Below are 16741 nucleotides of genomic sequence, written 5' to 3' on the forward strand. Positions count from 1 at the left end.
GGGCCGGAGAGAAGGGCCCGGTACCGGACTTTCCACGCGTGAGGTTGTGACATAGACCTCAGGTCACAGTCTCATGACATGGTGGGAGCTATAGGACGTTGCAAGAATAATGACCAGGTGGCCGGCATTCTCCTCGTTGAAGACGACCCTTCGGTCAGGACCGCTCTGGAGCTGGCGCTGGCCCGCCAGGGCCATTCCGTGACCTCCTACGAGACGGGTGAGGAGGCGCTGGACCACATCCGCTCCCGCCGTCCCGAGATCGCCATCCTGGACGTCATGCTGCCCGGGATCGACGGGGTCGAGGTGTGCCGCAGGATCCGCAAGATGGACCAGCTGCCGGTGATCCTCCTCACCGCCAGGGGCGACGACCTCGACATCGTCGTGGGCCTGGAGGCCGGGGCCGACGACTACGTGGTCAAGCCGGTCGAGCCGCGCGTGCTGGACGCCCGCATCCGCGCGGTCCTGCGCCGGGTGGAGTCGGCCACCTCCGACCGCATCACCTTCGGCGACCTGGTGGTGGACCGGGGGGCGCTCAAGGTCACGCTGGGCGGCCGGGAGGTCCACCTGACCCCCACCGAGCTCCGGCTCCTGCTGGAGCTGGTCCGCCATCCCGGCCAGGTGCTCAACCGGCGCTATCTGCTGCGGGCGGTGTGGGACCACACCCACGCCGCGGACTCCCGGCTGGTGGACGCCTGCGTGCAGCGGATCCGCGCCAAGATCGAGGCGGTGCCCGCCGAGCCGGAGTTCATCCACACCGTGCGCGGCTTCGGGTACCGGTTCAGCCCGCCGTGAGGCGGATCTACACGGGGCTGCGCGGACGCCTGGTCATCGCCTTCACCCTGATCGCGGTCGCGGCCTCCGCCCTGGTGGCCGTGATCGGCTACGAGCTCGTCAAGAACCGGGTGATCGAACGCGCCGAGTACACGGCCGCGGCCAACGTGCGCGACACCCTGACGGGCAGCAGGTTCCCCATCAGCGCCCTGTGGCCGGGGGACAGCCCGCCGACCGACATGGAGATCACCGTCCTGCAGAAGAGCCTGCGGGTGCCCGGCGGCGCCGTGGTCGTCCGCTACGAGGACTTCCTGTACGCCGACGGCTCCTTCGGCATGAACGACGTGCCCGCCGACCTGCGCGCCCGCGCCGCCGACCGGATGGCCTACAAGCGTCAGGAGATCCGCGGGGCGATGTGGCTGGTGATCGGCACGCCCGTGTGGCGGGTGGAGCCCATCCACCTGCCGCAGCCGACCGGGATGAGCGTCTTCGTGTTCGTCCCCCTCGCCGAGGAGGAGCACCTGCTGATCGGCATGCGCCAGCCGCTGGCGGTCGCCGGGGCCATCATGCTGGCCGTGGCCCTCGCGGCGGCCCTGGTGTCGGCCCAGCGCGTGCTGCTGCCGGTGCGGCGGCTCGGCACGGCCGCCCGGGCGCTCGGCGCCGGGCACCTGGACACCCGGCTGCCCGTGCACGGCCAGGACGAGCTGGCCGAGCTGACGGCCACCTTCAACGACACCGCCGCCGAACTGGAGCGCAGCGTGTCGGAGCTGCGGGCGCTGGAGGCGATGTCCCGCCGGTTCGTGGCCGACGTCTCCCACGAGCTGCGCACCCCGCTGACCGCGATGACCGCGGTGACCGACATGCTCTCCGAGGAGGCCGAGCGCCTGCCCAGGGAGCCGGCGGTGGCCGTACGGCTGGTGCTGCGCGAGATCGAACGGCTGCGCACCCTGGTGGAGCAGCTCATCGAGGCCAGCCGCTTCGACTCGGGCACGGCCACGCTCAACCTGGAGACCGTGAACATCTCCGACGCGATCGAGGACTGCCTGGAGATGCGCGGCTGGTCGCACCAGGTCAAGGTGAACGCGCCCCAGGGGCTGGCCTTCTCCGTCGACCCCCGGCGCTTCGACGTCATCGTCGCCAATCTGGTCGGCAACGCCCTGCGGCACGGGGAACCCCCCGTCACGGTGTCCGCCCGCAGCACCGAGCACGGTTTGGAGGTGAAGGTGCGCGATCACGGCAAGGGCATCCCGGCCACGGACCTGCCCCACGTGTTCAACCGCTTCTACAAGGCCGGCACGCGCGGTGACGGCAGCGGGCTCGGCCTGTCCATCGCCCGCTCCAACGCCCAGCTGCACGGCGGCACGATCTCGGTGCGCCCGCAGGATCCCGGCACGCTCTTCACCGTCTGGCTGCCCCCGGCGGGCGAGGGCCCGCAGGGAGAAGAACCGCGATGAGAAGACCCTCCGCAAGGTTCGCACGGGGCGGGTTCGCCTGCCTCGTGACCACGGTCGCCCTCGTGCTCGGCGGCTGCGGCATCACGCCCACCGAGGTGCGGGACCTGGGCCGCCCGCCGGTGATCAGCTACAGCCCGACGTGGGTGACGGTCTATCTCGTCCGGCAGGGACGCCTGGAGCCCGCCCGGGTCCCGGTGGTCTCCGACTCCGTCGACAACATCGTGGACACCCTGTTCCGGGCCGGCAAGCAGCCGCCCAAGCCGGGGCTGACGAGCGAGCTGATCGGCTTCAACCACTACGACAGCAAGACCACCCGCTACAGCGGCGCCTCCCAGCGCAACGACCCGGCCGGGGAGATGGGGTACCGGCTGAACGTGGTCCTGACCGGTGAGGGGAGGCTCTCCCGGCTGGGGCTCGCCCAGATCACCTGCACGGTCCGGCAGAACAAGCAGGAGAGCATCTGGAGCGTCGAGATCACCCGGCTGTTCCCGGGGACCCCGGAGTCGCTGGGAGAGCACACCTGCTTCGAGTTCCGGAACCTGGCCGCCAGGGGCGTACGGCTGCCCCCGTGAGAATCGACCGTGCCGATCGAGGCGCCGCACGCGGCTGACCGCACCCGTGGGAACCGGCCGCCCCGGTCACGATGTCGCAGGCGGCTGACCGCACCCGTGGGAACCGGCCGTGCCGGCGGCGGCCCCTTCCACGGGGGGCGTCGTCCGCCTCCAGTACGGACGTGCCCCCCGTGGAGGGCCCGGCGGGCGGATCGGGCGCAGGGCTCCGGTCCGCCCGCTCGGCTCACATCGTCACGTCCTCCAGCATCTCCGTGACCAGCGCGGCGATCGGCGAGCGCTCGGAACGGGTCAGCGTGACGTGCGCGAACAGCGGGTGCCCCTTGAGCTTCTCCACCACGGCCACCACCCCGTCGTGCCTGCCCACACGCAGGTTGTCGCGCTGGGCGATGTCGTGGGTGAGCACGACCCGGGAGTTGGCGCCGATCCGGCTCAGGACCGTCAGCAGCACCCCGCGCTCCAGTGACTGGGCCTCGTCCACGATCACGAAGGCGTCGTGCAGCGAGCGCCCGCGGATGTGGGTGAGCGGGAGGACCTCCAGCATGCCCCGGTCGATGACCTCCTCGATCACCTCGGGCGTGGTGATCGCGCCCAGGGTGTCGTAGACGGCCTGCGCCCAGGGGCCCATCTTCTCGTTCTCGGTGCCGGGCAGGTATCCGAGCTCCTGGCCGCCCACGGCGTACAGCGGGCGGAAGACGATGACCTTGCGGTGCTGACGGCGCTCCAGGACCGCCTCCAGGCCCGCGCAGAGCGCGAGCGCGGACTTGCCGGTGCCGGCGCGCCCGCCCATCGAGACGATGCCGACCTCGGGGTCCATCAGCAGGTCCAGGGCGATGCGCTGCTCGGCGGAGCGGCCGTGCAGCCCGAAGACCTCGCGGTCGCCGCGGACCAGGCGCACGGTCTTGTCCGGCAGCACGCGGCCCAGCGCCGACCCCCGGCTCGACAGCAGCCGCAGTCCGGTGTGCGTGGGCAGCTCCCGGGCCTCGGTTATGTCGGCGGTGCCGTGCTCGAACAGCGCCTCGACGTCCTCGTCGGCCACCTGGATCTCGTCCATGCCCGTCCAGCCGGACTCCACGACGAGCTCGGCGCGGTACTCCTCGGCGGCGAGGCCGATGGAGGCGGCCTTGATGCGCATCGGGAGGTCCTTGGACACCAGCACCACGTCGAGACCCTCGGCGGCCAGCGAGCGCGCCACGGTCAGGATGCGGGTGTCGTTGTCGCCGAGCCGGAACCCGACGGGCAGGATGGACGGGTCGCTGTGGTTGAGCTCGACCCGGATGGTGCCCTCGCCGATCGGCATGGGCTCGTCCAGACGTCCGTGGGTCACCCTCAGGTCGTCCAGGCGCCGTAGCGCCTTGCGAGCGAAGTAGCCCAGCTCCGGATGGTGCCGCTTGCCCTCCAGCTCGGTGATGACGACGATCGGGATGACCACCTCGTGTTCGGCGAAGCGGCTTATCGCCGCCGGGTCAGCCAGAAGGACCGAGGTGTCCAGGACGTACGTGCGCCGGTTGCCGGCCGACGACGCGGATGCGGACGAAGGGTGTGCCACGCGTTCTCCCCCGGGCGCCATGGCTGGCGCCCTGCCATGAGCTGGGATGCGGACCGGACCCGGGCCCGCGTTCTCGGCTCGCCGAGAGGGACCGGTGGCCGGCCCTCCCTGACGCGTCGTGACGCAAAGGCGGGCCCTCTCCGGAGTAGGCGGACTGTGCCCGCCTACTTCTTACGGTACGTCCTGAATACCCACCTTCCAATGACGCACGCGTGACCGGAAGGAGGTGTTCACGTTGCGTTTCAGGTGCCGTACCGTCGGTGCCGCGCGGCATACGAACGGAGGGCCCGCAGAAAGTCGACCCTGCGGAAGTCAGGCCAGTAGGCCTCGCAGAAGTAGAACTCGGAGTGGGCACTCTGCCAGAGCAGGAAGCCGGACAGCCGCTGCTCCCCCGATGTCCGGATGACCAGGTCCGGATCGGGCTGACCGCGCGTGTAGAGATGCTCCGCGATGTGCTCCACATCGAGGACCTCGACCAGGTCCTCGATGGTCGCCCCCTTGCTGGCGTGCTCCAGGAGGAGGGAGCGCACCGCATCAGCGATCTCACGCCTTCCTCCATACCCAACCGCAACGTTCACAATCAAACCGGGACGGTGCGATGTTGCTTCTTTTGCATTTTTAAGGACATGAGCCGTGTGATCGGGCAGGAGGTCGAGCGCGCCCATGGGCTTGATGTGCCACCCGGCGGCCACGAGCTCCTGGACCACGTCCTCGATGATCTTCATGAGGGGTTCGAGCTCGTCCTTGGAGCGGTTGATGTTGTCGCTGGACAGCAGCCAGACCGTGACGACCTCGACGCCCGCCTCCCGGCACCAGCCGAGCAGCTCGGAGATCTTGTCGGCTCCCTTGCGGTGCCCCCGGCTGACGTCCTCGATGCCCATCGCGCGGGCCCAGCGGCGGTTGCCGTCGACGATGACTCCGACGTGACGGGGCACCATGTCCCGATCACGGGACAGCTTGGTCTCCAGTCGCCGTTCGTACAACCGGTAGACGAGATCACGCACGCCCATGTGGAGCCCCTCCCCTCAACGCCCGTGGTCGAAGGGCGCTGACAGGCAATTATCACCGCCGGCGGGACTTGTCCGTCCCTTCTAAGAGATTCTGCTGGACTTGTCAGACTTGTGCGATCCCAGGCACTCCTCGGCCTCCGTCACGAGCATCTCCACGAACTCGCTCAGCTCGGCCGACGTCAGCACCGCGCGCAGTCCCACGCCGTCGCTGCCCCAGGCCTCCAGGAAGGCCCTCCTGGTCAGTTTCCACTCTCCGGCCGGACCCCGCTCCTGCGGCGTCCACATCGGGATCGTGCGCAGCTGGCAGCGCAGCTCGCCCCCTCCCACCAGGCCCTTCCTGGCCCGGTAACGAAAAGCGAACAGTTCCCCCTCGTCGGGCAGATCGGGGAAGCGGTCGTCCGGGTCGGGCCAGCGCCCGTCACCCCGGGCCCGGGCCTCGGCGACCCCTCTGGCCAGCCGGCTCAGGAACCAGCCGCACCGCTCGCCCACCGTCCCGTACGGCGCGCCGTCGCGGTGCAGCTCCAAAGTGACCTCGTACGGCGAACCGAGGCTGTCCCGGCACGCGATGGGCGTGACAGTCAGGTATGAACCATCCACGCATCGCAGTCCGCCCACGTCACAGAGCGTATCCAGGTACGCTCCGACAAAACGTCTTCCCCGGCTCCGAGTCCCCCGCCGGCCTGCGATCGCCGTGGATCATCGCGACTGAGCGCTCCGCCTCTCGTCACTCTTCGTGACGTTCCCACCTCACCTCAGGGCGGCGCCGCGTTCCGCCCTCCGGGCACGCGGCCCACGGCCCGGGGAGTCTCATCCCGTCCGGCGCCGGGTGAGCCGGGCCCACCATGGGCGGGCCGGCGGGCCGGGCGCGTCGGAGATCCGGCCCGCCGCCCTGAGCGCCTCGGCGAAGTCCCGCGCGTCGGCGCGGGAGCCGCCGGACGGCTTGGGACGGTCGCGGGCATAGGCCTCGAACTCGGCCGCGAAGTCACCGCCGAGCGCTCTGAGGAGGTCGGGCCGGAGCCGGGCCACCACCCCCCGCCGTTTGGCGATCAGGCTGGAGCTCTGGATGCGCAGGCGCTCCCGGTCGAACCCCCCGGGCGCCCGCCCGCCCGCCACCAGGGCGGCCAGCAGCTCGGCCTGCGCCCTGGCCAGCTCGGCCCTGGCCTCGGAACCGGCCGCTCCCCCGGAGTCGTGGCCGGGGCCCTCCCCCGGGGCGGCCTCCGGGGGACGCCGGTCGAGGTCAGTCACGGGCCGCCGCCTTCCGGATCCGGTCCAGCTCGGACTGCAGGGCCCCGTCGCTGGGATAGTCGGCGTCCCACTCCAGCAGCACCCCCGGAGGGTCGACCCGAGCGCACAGCTCCGACAGGATGGCGAGCACCTCGTCGGGGACGTGATCGGTGTGGGTGTCGTGCCAGACTCCGCCGTGCGAGTGACCCCCGGCGACGTGCACGTAGGCCAGCTCGGACAGCGGCAGGACGTCCAGGGCGTCCACCGCCCGCAGGCCGAGGTTGACCTCGTTGGTGTAGAGGTTGGCCACGTCCACCAGGAGCTTGACCCCGGTCGCCTCCACCAGCCCGCCGAGGAACTCCGCCTCGGTCATCTCGTCCTGCGGCCAGCCGAACAGGGCCGCCACGTTCTCCAGCGCCAGGGGGACGTCGAGCGCGTCCTGCGCCCGCCGTACGTTCTCCACCACCACCTTGAGCGCCTCACGGGTGCGCGGCACGGGCAGCAGGTGGCCGGCCTCCATGCCGCCGGCGCGCACGAAGGCCAGGTGCTCGCTGACCAGCGGCGCGCCGAGCGCCTCGGCGCACGCCGCCAGATGGGCCAGCCGGTCGGGGTCCGGCGGCTCGGCGCCGCCCACCCCCAGCCCGACCCCGTGCGGGATCACCGGCACGCCCCTGGCGCGCAGCACCCGCAGCGACTCCGGCAGCCGGTCGGGACGCACGTTCTCCGCGATGACCTCGACGAAGTCCACACCCCGCAGTCGCTCCACCGTGAGGTCGATCTCCGGCCGCCAGCCGATGCCTACACCGAGCGATTCAGCCATCGCCGCCTCCTCCGCAACCCCTGAAGCCGGGTGACCCGGCCGCCGTCCCCCGCTGTTCCCGCTGCGCGGTCGCCGGGGCGGAGCGGCTCAGCCGCCGCCGCAACCTCCGCCGCAGCCGCCGCCACCGCAGCTCGACCCGCCGCCGGAGTCACCGCCACCGCCGCCCGAGTCGCCGCCGCCGCCCGAGTCGCCCCATCCGCCGCCGCCGAAGTCACCGCCGCCGCCGTAGGAGGAGTCGCCGCCCGTCCCGCCGCCGCAGGAACCGCTCACGTAACCGCTGGTCATGTCGCGTTGCTGCAGGTGCATGGCCACATCGGGATCGTCGAGCTCGCTCAGGCCGTACAGGGCGACCGGGAAGCCGACGGCGAAGGCCAGGTCGCCGCTCACCGGGCGGACGCCTCGGATGTGCGACCGGCGGGCGGAGACGAGCGCCTCCGTGCCGGTCCTGGTGAGCACGCTGCGCAGAGCCGACTTCTGCGTGGAATGGACGACCAGGCCCACGACCGCCGTCACCAGGCCGATCAGGAAGGCGAGCACGGTGAGCCCGTCGTCCAGGCCGATCACGGCCGTACCGATGCTGAAGACGACCGCGAGCACCGAGAGGGTCAGCAGCCGGCTGAGCATCTTGCGCGCCTCGGTGAGCGCGCCGTCTGGCACCAGCAGCCCGCGGCCGACCAGGTTGTAGCGCAGGCCGTCCATGGCCTGTCCCTGGGCCACCGTACGGCGCAGCTCACCGGCCGGGCAGCTGCCCCCGCGCGCGGCGAGCGCCTCCAGGACGGACCGCTCGACCGGGTCCGGGGAGGGCGGGGCCCCGGCCACGAGGCCGATCTGCCCGTCCCGCGAGACGCGCACGCCGCCGCCCCTGGCCAGCAGGCCGAGCGCGGTGTTGACGGTGCGGAGCGGTCCACCGGACAGGTAGGCCAGCTCGTAGGGGGTGAGCGGGCCGCCGGCATGGCTCACGGCGGCCTTGCGGATCCTGCGGTGCTCGACGCCCAGCGCCACCGCCGCGGTGACGGTCATCACGGCGAGGGCCGCCGCGATGACGATCAGTACGACTCCCATGTCCGCCTCCTGAAAAGGACCGGGGGCCTATGCCCGTTGCCTGATAGACGCTCGTGGAGACGCGGAAGTTTCTCCTGGAAGGAGCCTATTTCACCGTCGGCGCCCGACGCACCCGCCGGAACCCCGGCGGCCGCCCGTCGTCCCGGGTGGCAGACGCGCCGGAACCCCGGCGCCTGGCGGGCGCCGGGGTTCCCGGAAGGCCCGGGGCCAGGAGGGACCCGGGCGGGGGAAAGCCGGAGGGGATCCGGGGGCGGAGATCAGCCCAGGCGGTCGACCAGGGCGTTGTACTCCTCCCACAGCTCCTTGGGCAGGTGGTCGCCGAAGGTCTCGAAGAAGGACGGGATCAGCGCGGCCTCCTCCTTCCACACCTCGGTGTCCACGGTGAGCAGGGTCCGCAGGTCCTCGGCGGAGAGGTCGAGGCCCTCGCTGTCCAGCTCGGCGGGGAGCAGGCCGATCGGGGTCTCGACGGCCTGCGCCTTGCCGTTGAGGCGGTCGACGATCCACTTGAGCACGCGGCTGTTCTCGCCGAAGCCGGGCCAGATGAATTTGCCGTCGGCGTTCTTGCGGAACCAGTTCACGTAGTAGACGCGCGGCAGCTTCGCGCCCTCGCGCTGGCCGATCTTGACCCAGTGGGCGAAGTAGTCGCCCATGTTGTAGCCGCAGAACGGGAGCATCGCGAACGGGTCACGGCGCAGTTCGCCGACCGTGCCCTCGGCGGCGGCGGTCTTCTCGGAGGCGATGTTCGCCCCGATGAACACGCCGTGGTTCCAGCTCAGCGCCTCGGTGACGAGCGGGACCGCGGTGGCGCGGCGGCCGCCGAAGAGGATCGCGGAGATCGGCACGCCCTTGGGGTCCTGCCACTCGGGGGCGATCGTCGGGCACTGCCCGGCGGGCACCGCGAAGCGGGCGTTGGGGTGGGCGGCGGGCTCGTCGCTGTCCGGAGTCCAGTCGCGGCCCTTCCAGTCGGTCAGGTGCGCCGGGGGCTCGTCGGTCAGGCCCTCCCACCACACGTCGCCGTCGTCGGTGAGGGCGACGTTGGTGAAGACGCTGTTGCCCCAGAGCGTCTTGATCGCGTTGGCGTTGGTGGACTCGCCGGTGCCGGGCGCGACGCCGAAGAAGCCGGCCTCGGGGTTGATGGCGTACAGGCGGCCGTCCTCGCCGAAGCGCATCCAGGCGATGTCGTCGCCGATCGTCTCGACCTTCCAGCCGGGGATGGTCGGCTGGAGCATGGCCAGGTTGGTCTTGCCGCACGCCGACGGGAAGGCCGCCGCGACGTAGCGGGTCTCCCCGCTGGGCGGGGTGAGCTTGAGGATGAGCATGTGCTCGGCCAGCCAGGGGTCCCCATGGTCGCGCTTGCTGCGGCCTTCGTTGGCTCGTTCCTCGCTCTCTCCGGCCTTTCGCGCGCCGACGCCGTCGCGGGCCATGGTGCTGGCGATGCGCAGCGCGTAGCACTTCTTGCCCAGCAGGGCGTTGCCGCCGTAGCCGGAGCCGTACGACCAGATCTCACGGGTCTCGGGGAAGTGGCTGATGTACTTGGTGGTGTTGCAGGGCCACGGCACGTCGGCCTGGCCGGGCTCCAGCGGGGCGCCCACGGAGTGCACGCACTTGACGAAGTCGCCGCGCTCCTCGATGAGCCGCAGGGCGGCCTCGCCCATCCTGGTCATGACCCGCATCGACACCGCCACGTACGGCGAGTCGGTGATCTCGACGCCGAGCTGCGAGATCTCGCCGCCGAGCGGGCCCATGCAGAACGGGACCACGTACATGGTGCGGCCGCGCATGCTCCCCTTGAAGATCTTCCCGAAGGTCGCGCGCATCTCGGCGGGAGCGATCCAGTTGTTGGTCGGGCCCGCGTCCTCCTCGCGCTCGGAGCAGATGTAGGTGCGGTCCTCGACGCGGGCGACGTCGCTGGGGTCGGAGGCGGCGTAGAAGCTGTTCTGCCGCTTGGCGAGCCGCTTGAAGGTCCCCTGGTCGACCAGCAGGTTCGTCAGGCGCGTCCACTCGGCCTCAGAGCCGTCGCACCATTCGATCCTGTCGGGCTGGGTGAGCTCGGCGATCTCCTTGACCCAGGCGGCCAGTCCCTCGTGACTGGTCGGGCTGGAGGTGGATACGTCAACGGTTGCGGTCACTGCGGCAGCTCCTCACGCTTCTCAGGGCCAAATCATCATTGACGACGCAACCGGACTTAATCCAATTGGCGTAGACCAGTGAATACGTCCGGCCGGACGCCGTCCCGCCCCGGGCCGAACCCCGCCGGTCGGCATATGACCTGGCAGGGGCCGTGGCGTTCGGATGTCCCTACCCGAAAGAAGCGCTTTTAAAGAAGCCGTTACGGCCAGTGGTATAGGCCAATAGCAGAGGTCTAAACCAATATCGACAAAGGTTCAGACCACTTTCACGACCATTTTCCCTGTCCAGCCTCAGGAATCGACGTCGGGTCCCGCCGCGCGAACCCGGTCGACGTGCTGCAGCGCGTCTCTCAGATCGGCCAGCCAGGTGTCGGTGTGCTTGCCCACCAGACGGACGCACCAGGCCAGCGCGTCACTCCTGCTGCGCGCCACTCCCGCGGCCACCAAGGTGTCCAGGACCCGGCGCTCCGTCTGGCGCAACCGTGTCATGACAGGGACCGACAGTGTGGTGAACATCACCGTCTGGTCACCGACCGCGACCCCCCAGGACACCTTCCTGCGGAATCGGTGCTCGGCCTCCAGGGCGATCTCGATGCGCCGCTCCCTCGTCTCCTCCCGGAAGCGCTGCACCCCGCCCTCCAGGGCGGCGGCCCGCTCCACCTCGGAGACGCCCTCGGCCAGCGACGGCGGCCGGATGGTGCCGATCACCGTGATCTCCTCACGGTCGAGCACGATCTCCGGCGGGCCCTCGAACCAGCCGTCGGGCATGCGACCGGAGAACCACCCCCGGAGCTTCTCGCGTGCTTCGTCGTTTTCCATGTAATCGAGATTACAACTCTATTCGAAGGCTGGCCATAGGCACCGGAGCAGGGGTGACGGGACGACGGGCCGGCGGTCCGGTTACGGCCTCGGCTCCGCGGCGGAAGGGCCGCTCAGCGGACGCGGGCGGCGATCTGCGGGCTGATCCGGACGGCGCCGGCGAAGTTCTTCGTGGTGACGGGGACGAGCTTGACCACGTCACCGGTCCGCGGCGCGTGGAGCATCCTGCCCCCGCCCCAGTAGATCGCCACGTGCGAGACGTAGCCGGGGTTGGTCGGGTCGTGACGCCAGAACAGCAGGTCGCCGGGCTGGACCTCGGACAGGGGGACCTGCGGGCCCGCGACGAACTGCTGGTGCGTCACCCGCGGCACCTTGACGCCCGCCTGCGCGAAGGCCCACTGCACCAGGCCGGAGCAGTCGAAGGAGTCCGGGCCCTCGGCGCCCCAGACGTAGGGGCGGCCGAGCTTGCCGATCGCGGCGGTGAGCATGGCCTTCACCTGCGGGGGGCTCACCAGGGCCTCCGCGGGCCAGACCGTCTGCCGGGGGGCGGTGAAGACCGGGTTGACCGTGACGACCTGGCTGCCCTTGGGCAGGATCTTCAGGAGGGTACGGCGCAGCCGGGCGGTGTCGGCCCCGGGGGCGCTCACCACCAGCGCGTTGTCCTGCGGGACGCCCAGGGCGCGCGCGGTGGTCCGGGAGACCACGGCGTCGACCGCGCCCATGCCCATGGTCGCGTAGGCGCCCACCCGCAGGCTGTGCCCGGGGGCGGAGACGGTCTTGCCCAGCGGCATCCCGCCGTCGTTGCCCAGGACGAAGGAGACCGCCATCTCCCCGGCCGCCAGGTTGCGCCACAGCCGGTCGGAGGTCGCGGTCGGGCGCGGGGTGTAGGCGCGGAAGGTCGAGGGGTTCACGCCCAGTGTCTGCACCCGTTTGCCGTCCAGGACCACCTCGGCGGCGTCGGCCTGTTCGACCGAGCGGATCCCGCGGACCTCGGCGGCCCTGGCCACCACGGCCGGGCTCAGCGGCCGGTGGGCGACCACGAACAGGTGGGGTCTGCGCATCGCCTTGAGCGGGGCGACCGGCTCGGGGGCGGCGGTCGGCACGGCGTCCTGCGTCCCGGAGGCCGGCCCGACGGTCGACGGGGCCGTCGGCCCGGCGGTCGGCCCGGCGGTCGGCGGGATGGTGGGCAGGGTGATCGGCCCGGTGTGGGCCACCGGGGCCCGGGGCCCCTCGTCCCCGGCCGCGACCCGGCCGGGATCGCGCCCGGTCAGCTGGGACAGGACCACCAGGTCGGCGGCCAGGACGGCGACCAGGAGCACCGCGATGGCCGGGACCGCCCCTCTGGCCACGCGCACGCCGCGGTGGCCGCGGCCGAGGCGGGGACGGTAGGCGAGGTCGCGGCGGATCTGGTCGAGCAGGCCGGAGCCGCCCGTCCGCCGTTCGAACACGTCGCCTCCCCCTTCCGCCTGCCCGGCCCCTTGAGTGATCCGGCCTCACGAGCCTGCCGCACATCGCGATCGGATGCACGCGAACCCGCCAGAACGCTCTGATCTCGTAACACTCTCGATCCCGTGACACCCTCGCGGGCCGGCGGGCCCCCCGCGACACGACGATCCGCCGGGACCGAGGGTCCCGGCGGATCCGTCACCGCGAGGTCACATCACGCGCGGAGGTTCAGTTGCCACCGGTGTACGGCACGGCCTCGAGGATCTCCACGGTGTTGGAGCGGCCGTTCGGCATCGTGTAGGTGGCCTTCTCGCCGATCTTCTTGCCGTTGATCGCCGCGCCGAGGGGGGACTTGGGCGAGTAGACGTCGATGGGGGCGCCGCTCTCCTCGCGGGAGGCCAGCAGGAACGCGACCTCCTCGTCGTCACCCTCGAAACGCACGGTGACGGTCATGCCCGGCCCGACCACACCCTCGGTGCGCGGGGCCTCTCCGACCTTGGCGCTGTCCAGGATCTGGCGGAGGTGGAAGATGCGGGCCTCCATCTTGCCCTGCTCGTCCTTGGCGGCGTGGTAACCGCCGTTCTCCTTGAGGTCGCCCTCTTCACGGGCGGCCTCGATCTTCTTGGCGATGTCGACGCGCCCGGGCCCCGAGAGGTACTCGAACTCCGCCTTCAGGCGGTCGTACGCCTCCTGAGTGAGCCAGGTGACGCTCTCGTTGTGGGAGTCGGCCACGGGTTCTCCTTGCATCCTCTGTGGAGCTTCGCTCTGTGGGGCTGGTGCTGGGGGGTAACGGACGATCGAATCTCGACAGGCTAACAAGTTAAGCGCTCGAACGCTTCCCCAAATGTCTCACTATACGAGATGGCAGTACTCGACGTCCCCGGAAGTGGCCTGGGCACTGGTCTCTAGCCGTTCAGTAAGCCGGACATATCCCTTACCAGCCGGAATATCGACCAGCCGGCTCCCCACTTCTCTGTGGTCCACATCCATCGCGCGCAGGCGGCAGCGGGCCGCGCGGTCGGACGGCTTGACGATCTCGAAGAGGATCTGCACGGAGTCGGGACGGTTCGCGTCGAAGGCGACGACCTGGTCGATCACCTCGGTGTCCCCCTTGGCCGCCCACATGACATAGCCCCAGCCGCCTGCGAAGACGGCGCACAGGATCGCGATCACCCCGTGCACCACGAAGCGTCCCCTGCGCTGCGGCCGGTCGGGGAAGTCGCCGGGGGTGCCGAGGACGGGACCTTCGAATCGGCCCTTCTCGGCCTCGCTGGTGGCCATGACGGAATCTCCCTGCACTACCTCGGCGTTATCCGAGACAATTGTCCCCCGCGGGGGTCTCGCCCCCGCGACCGCCTTGAGAAAAACTAACCCCTCTCCGGAGTGACCACGCCGCCCGGAGAGCGAAGAGGAGAAAACGAGCCGTGAGTGCACCTCTGAGGCTGATGGCCGTTCACGCCCATCCCGACGACGAGTCCAGCAAGGGCGCCGCCACGATGGCACGTTATGTCGCCGAAGGTGTGGACGTGCTCGTGTGCACCCTCACCGGAGGGGAGCGCGGCTCGATCCTGAATCCCAAGATGGACCGCCCCGACATCCTGGAGAACATCGGCGAGGTCCGCCGCCTGGAGATGGAGCGCGCCCGGGAGATCCTCGGCGTGCAGCAGCGTTTCCTGGGATTCGTCGACTCCGGCCTGCCGGAGGACGAGAACGAGCCGCTGCCCGAGGGATGCTTCGCGCTCCAGCCGATCGAGGTCGCCGCCGCCCCCCTGGTCGCCGCGGTGCGCGAGTTCAGGCCGCACGTGATCCTGACCTACGACGACGACGGCGGCTACCCGCACCCCGACCACATCATGACCAACCGCGTCTCGGTGGAGGCCTTCGAGGCCGCCGGCGACCCCGACCGCTATCCCGAGGCCGGCGAGCCCTGGCAGCCGCTGAAGCTCTACTACCACATGGGCTTCACCAAGGAGCGCTTCGAGGCGCTGCACGAGGCCATGACGACGCGGGGCATCGGCTCGCCGTACGCCGACTGGATCTCCCGCTGGGAGGACCGCCCGCAGAAGTGGCCGGTCACCACCCGCGTCCCCTGCGGCGACTACTTCGAGGCCCGCGACGCCGCCCTGCTGGCGCACGCCACCCAGGTCGACCCCGACGGATTCTGGTTCGTGTGCCCCCGCGAGCTGCAGCGCGAGATCTGGCCGACCGAGGACTACCACCTGGCCCGCTCCCTGGTGGACACCGAGCTTCCCGAGGACGACCTGTTCACCGGCATCCACGCCGAGAGGGTCTCGCCCGCCCGCCCCTGACACGACCACGGGGTGCCGGTGGCAGACTTGACGCGTGATTGCCTTCAACCCTGCCTCCACCGGCGAGGTCAGCCCGGGGCTCCTCGGCTTCGTCGTCGTGGCCGCCCTGGGTTTCGCCCTGTTCTTCCTGATCAAGTCGATGAGGAAGCAGATCTCGAAGATCGAGGTCCCGTCCGAGGCCGAGCTGCGCAAGTCCGCCGAGGCGGGTAAGCCTGCCGAGGCGGGCGAGCCCGCCGAGGTGCACAAGTCCGCCGAGGTGCGTGAGCCCGACGGCGAGAGCCGGTCCAGCTAGGGACCCGAGCCCGGCCGCCGGACGGCTGCGCCGTCACCCGGTCCGGGTCCCCGGCCGGGCGGTCCTCAGTCGAACGGCGACCACGCCCGCTCCAGCGCCCTGGGCAGCCCCCAGTGTCCCAGCGGGGTGAGAATCTCGTTCCTGTCGACGATGCCCAGCGACGCCCACAGCGGCGTGACCGAGCCGAACAGCATCTCGGCGGCCTCCAGGTCCTCCGGGTCGTCCAGGTCGACGTCGATGTCGTCGGACTCGGCGATCAGCCGGGCGATGCGCTCGGGCGAGGCCAGCACGCCGGGGCCCCGCCTGGCCAGGGCGGCCACCACCGCCAGCCAGTCCGCGTAGTGGATGGCGCACAGCGCCGCCAGCGCCGTGTCCTCGTGGCCCAGCTCGCCCTCCAGGTCGGTGAACCCCTCCACCGTGTCGCCCTCCTCGGGGAGGTCGGAGATCGGCCCGGCGATGCCCGCCGTGACGGTGAGCCAGAGCTCCTCGTCGTCCTCGGGCAGTTCCTCGCCCTCCTCGAACCCGGCGCACGCCCGCAGCACGTTGCCCGGATACCCCGGACCGGCCAGCACCTCGCGCAGCCGTACGCACGCCCTGTGCAGCTCCGAGGCGGGCCGTACGGGCTCGGGCAGCTCCGTCAGGATGCGCCGCAGCTCGCCGAGCGCGAAGGCCTCCTCCTCGTCCCGGGCGGCGAACATCTCCTCGTCCTGCTCCTCGCCCACCACGACCGAGGGGATCCGCCCGTCGGGCAGCGGGCTGTTGAGCCAGTGCTCCTGCAGGTCCTCGTAGGCCTCGCGGGCGCCGTCGTCCTTGCGCGCGAGCGCGTCCGGGTCGATCACTCCCTCGGCGACCCGCTCCTCCAGGTGGACGACCAGCCGGCGGTACATCTCCTCGGCGACCGGGCCCCGCTCGTCCTCCTCGGGCCAGACGAAGAAGCTCCTGGTCAGCAGGAGGGGTTCGGTCCCCGTGGACTCCAGCCAGCGTTGCACGTCGCCCACCGTGGCGTTGCCCGACTCGATCGCGCCGAGCGTCGCCTTGACGGAGTCCCAGAAGGCCGGGGACATCGGGTTGCCCGCCGCCAGCAGCGCCCTGCGCAGGTCGGGGACGGCCACCAGGGCGACCCCCGAGGGCACCGCGAGAAGCGCGCGAACCACGTCACGCCGGGTCAGTTCGGCGGCCGGGCGACCGGCGTGCGCGCAGACAAAGTCGAGATCCACGCTCCGTGAGCCTACGCCCCTCCAGGACCTCGCGGGAGCCGGGAACGCCGGGAGGAATGACAGGGGACAC

At 71.0% G+C, this 16741-nt stretch carries 17 protein-coding genes; 5 read left to right on the plus strand and 12 right to left on the minus strand.

Annotated elements, in window-relative coordinates; genetic code table 11:
- Nucleotides 1-117 precede the first annotated feature (117 nt).
- From Pta02_RS05100 to Pta02_RS05110, 3 genes are read left to right on the plus strand one after another with little or no spacing between them, the layout of a single operon-like run.
- Nucleotides 118-792: a response regulator gene (locus tag Pta02_RS05100; RefSeq protein ID WP_203873481.1), complete on the plus strand. Its 675-nt coding sequence runs from the start codon at nucleotides 118-120 to the stop codon at nucleotides 790-792.
- The gene (locus Pta02_RS05105; protein ID WP_203873482.1) at nucleotides 789-2225 is read left to right on the plus strand and encodes a sensor histidine kinase; all 1437 of its coding nucleotides are present in this window, start codon (nucleotides 789-791) and stop codon (nucleotides 2223-2225) included. Before Pta02_RS05100 ends, Pta02_RS05105 begins: the two co-directional genes overlap by 4 nt.
- Nucleotides 2222-2797 (plus strand): hypothetical protein, encoded by a 576-nt coding sequence (locus tag Pta02_RS05110; protein WP_203873483.1) that lies wholly within the window; start codon nucleotides 2222-2224, stop codon nucleotides 2795-2797. The genes Pta02_RS05105 and Pta02_RS05110 overlap by 4 nt, the downstream gene beginning before the upstream one ends.
- A 223-nt stretch (nucleotides 2798-3020) precedes the next feature.
- Here Pta02_RS05110 and phoH2 read toward each other — a convergent pair whose 3' ends face one another.
- The 11 genes from phoH2 to Pta02_RS05165 all read right to left on the minus strand — a co-directional run bounded on the left by phoH2 (nucleotide 3021) and on the right by Pta02_RS05165 (nucleotide 14134).
- The gene (gene phoH2 / locus Pta02_RS05115; RefSeq protein ID WP_239129597.1) at nucleotides 3021-4364 is read right to left on the minus strand and encodes an RNA 5'-3' helicase PhoH2; all 1344 of its coding nucleotides are present in this window, start codon (nucleotides 4362-4364) and stop codon (nucleotides 3021-3023) included.
- Between the two features lie 221 nt (nucleotides 4365-4585).
- Nucleotides 4586-5353: an isoprenyl transferase gene (locus Pta02_RS05120; protein ID WP_203873485.1), complete on the minus strand. Its 768-nt coding sequence runs from the start codon at nucleotides 5351-5353 to the stop codon at nucleotides 4586-4588.
- Nucleotides 5354-5434: 81 nt separating this feature from the next.
- Complete coding sequence (locus Pta02_RS05125; protein ID WP_239129598.1) at nucleotides 5435-5950, minus strand: hypothetical protein; 516 nt, start codon at nucleotides 5948-5950, stop codon at nucleotides 5435-5437.
- 210 nt (nucleotides 5951-6160) lie between these two features.
- Complete coding sequence (locus Pta02_RS05130) at nucleotides 6161-6598, minus strand: SCO6045 C-terminal-like domain-containing protein (protein WP_203873487.1); 438 nt, start codon at nucleotides 6596-6598, stop codon at nucleotides 6161-6163.
- Nucleotides 6591-7397 carry an MbnB/TglH/ChrH family RiPP precursor modification enzyme gene (locus tag Pta02_RS05135; RefSeq protein WP_203873488.1) on the minus strand — a complete coding sequence of 269 codons (807 nt, stop codon included), beginning with the start codon at nucleotides 7395-7397 and terminating at the stop codon, nucleotides 6591-6593. Before Pta02_RS05135 ends, Pta02_RS05130 begins: the two co-directional genes overlap by 8 nt.
- Nucleotides 7398-7484: 87 nt before the next feature.
- Nucleotides 7485-8459, minus strand: coding sequence for a TIGR04222 domain-containing membrane protein (locus Pta02_RS05140; protein ID WP_203873489.1), 975 nt, complete (start codon nucleotides 8457-8459; stop codon nucleotides 7485-7487).
- A 257-nt stretch (nucleotides 8460-8716) separates the two neighbouring features.
- Nucleotides 8717-10588, minus strand: a complete 1872-nt coding sequence (locus Pta02_RS05145; RefSeq protein ID WP_203873490.1) for a phosphoenolpyruvate carboxykinase (GTP) — start codon at nucleotides 10586-10588, stop codon at nucleotides 8717-8719.
- A gap of 291 nt (nucleotides 10589-10879) precedes the next feature.
- Nucleotides 10880-11407, minus strand: coding sequence for an ATP-binding transcription factor AbmR (gene abmR / locus Pta02_RS05150; protein WP_203873491.1), 528 nt, complete (start codon nucleotides 11405-11407; stop codon nucleotides 10880-10882).
- Nucleotides 11408-11520: 113 nt separating this feature from the next.
- On the minus strand, nucleotides 11521-12855 hold the full coding sequence (locus Pta02_RS05155; protein ID WP_239129599.1) for a C40 family peptidase: 1335 nt from the start codon (nucleotides 12853-12855) through the stop codon (nucleotides 11521-11523).
- A gap of 226 nt (nucleotides 12856-13081) precedes the next feature.
- Nucleotides 13082-13585, minus strand: a complete 504-nt coding sequence (gene greA, locus Pta02_RS05160) for a transcription elongation factor GreA (RefSeq protein ID WP_203873492.1) — start codon at nucleotides 13583-13585, stop codon at nucleotides 13082-13084.
- A gap of 120 nt (nucleotides 13586-13705) precedes the next feature.
- Entirely contained in the window at nucleotides 13706-14134 is a 429-nt protein-coding gene (locus Pta02_RS05165) for a DUF4307 domain-containing protein (protein WP_203873493.1), read from the minus strand.
- Nucleotides 14135-14277: 143 nt separating this feature from the next.
- Between Pta02_RS05165 and mca the strand changes: the two genes are divergently transcribed.
- A complete protein-coding gene (gene mca, locus Pta02_RS05170; protein WP_203873494.1) occupies nucleotides 14278-15162 on the plus strand; it encodes a mycothiol conjugate amidase Mca in 885 nt (294 codons plus the stop codon).
- A gap of 34 nt (nucleotides 15163-15196) precedes the next feature.
- Entirely contained in the window at nucleotides 15197-15454 is a 258-nt protein-coding gene (locus Pta02_RS05175) for a hypothetical protein (RefSeq protein ID WP_203873495.1), read from the plus strand.
- A gap of 65 nt (nucleotides 15455-15519) precedes the next feature.
- On the opposite strand, the gene Pta02_RS05180 is transcribed toward Pta02_RS05175, so the two are convergent.
- Nucleotides 15520-16671: a hypothetical protein gene (locus tag Pta02_RS05180; protein ID WP_203873496.1), complete on the minus strand. Its 1152-nt coding sequence runs from the start codon at nucleotides 16669-16671 to the stop codon at nucleotides 15520-15522.
- Nucleotides 16672-16741: the final 70 nt, after the last annotated feature.

The sequence above is a fragment of the Paraplanobispora takensis genome (assembly GCF_016863195.1).
In the GTDB taxonomy this organism is placed as follows: Bacteria; Actinomycetota; Actinomycetes; order Streptosporangiales; family Streptosporangiaceae; genus Planobispora; species Planobispora takensis.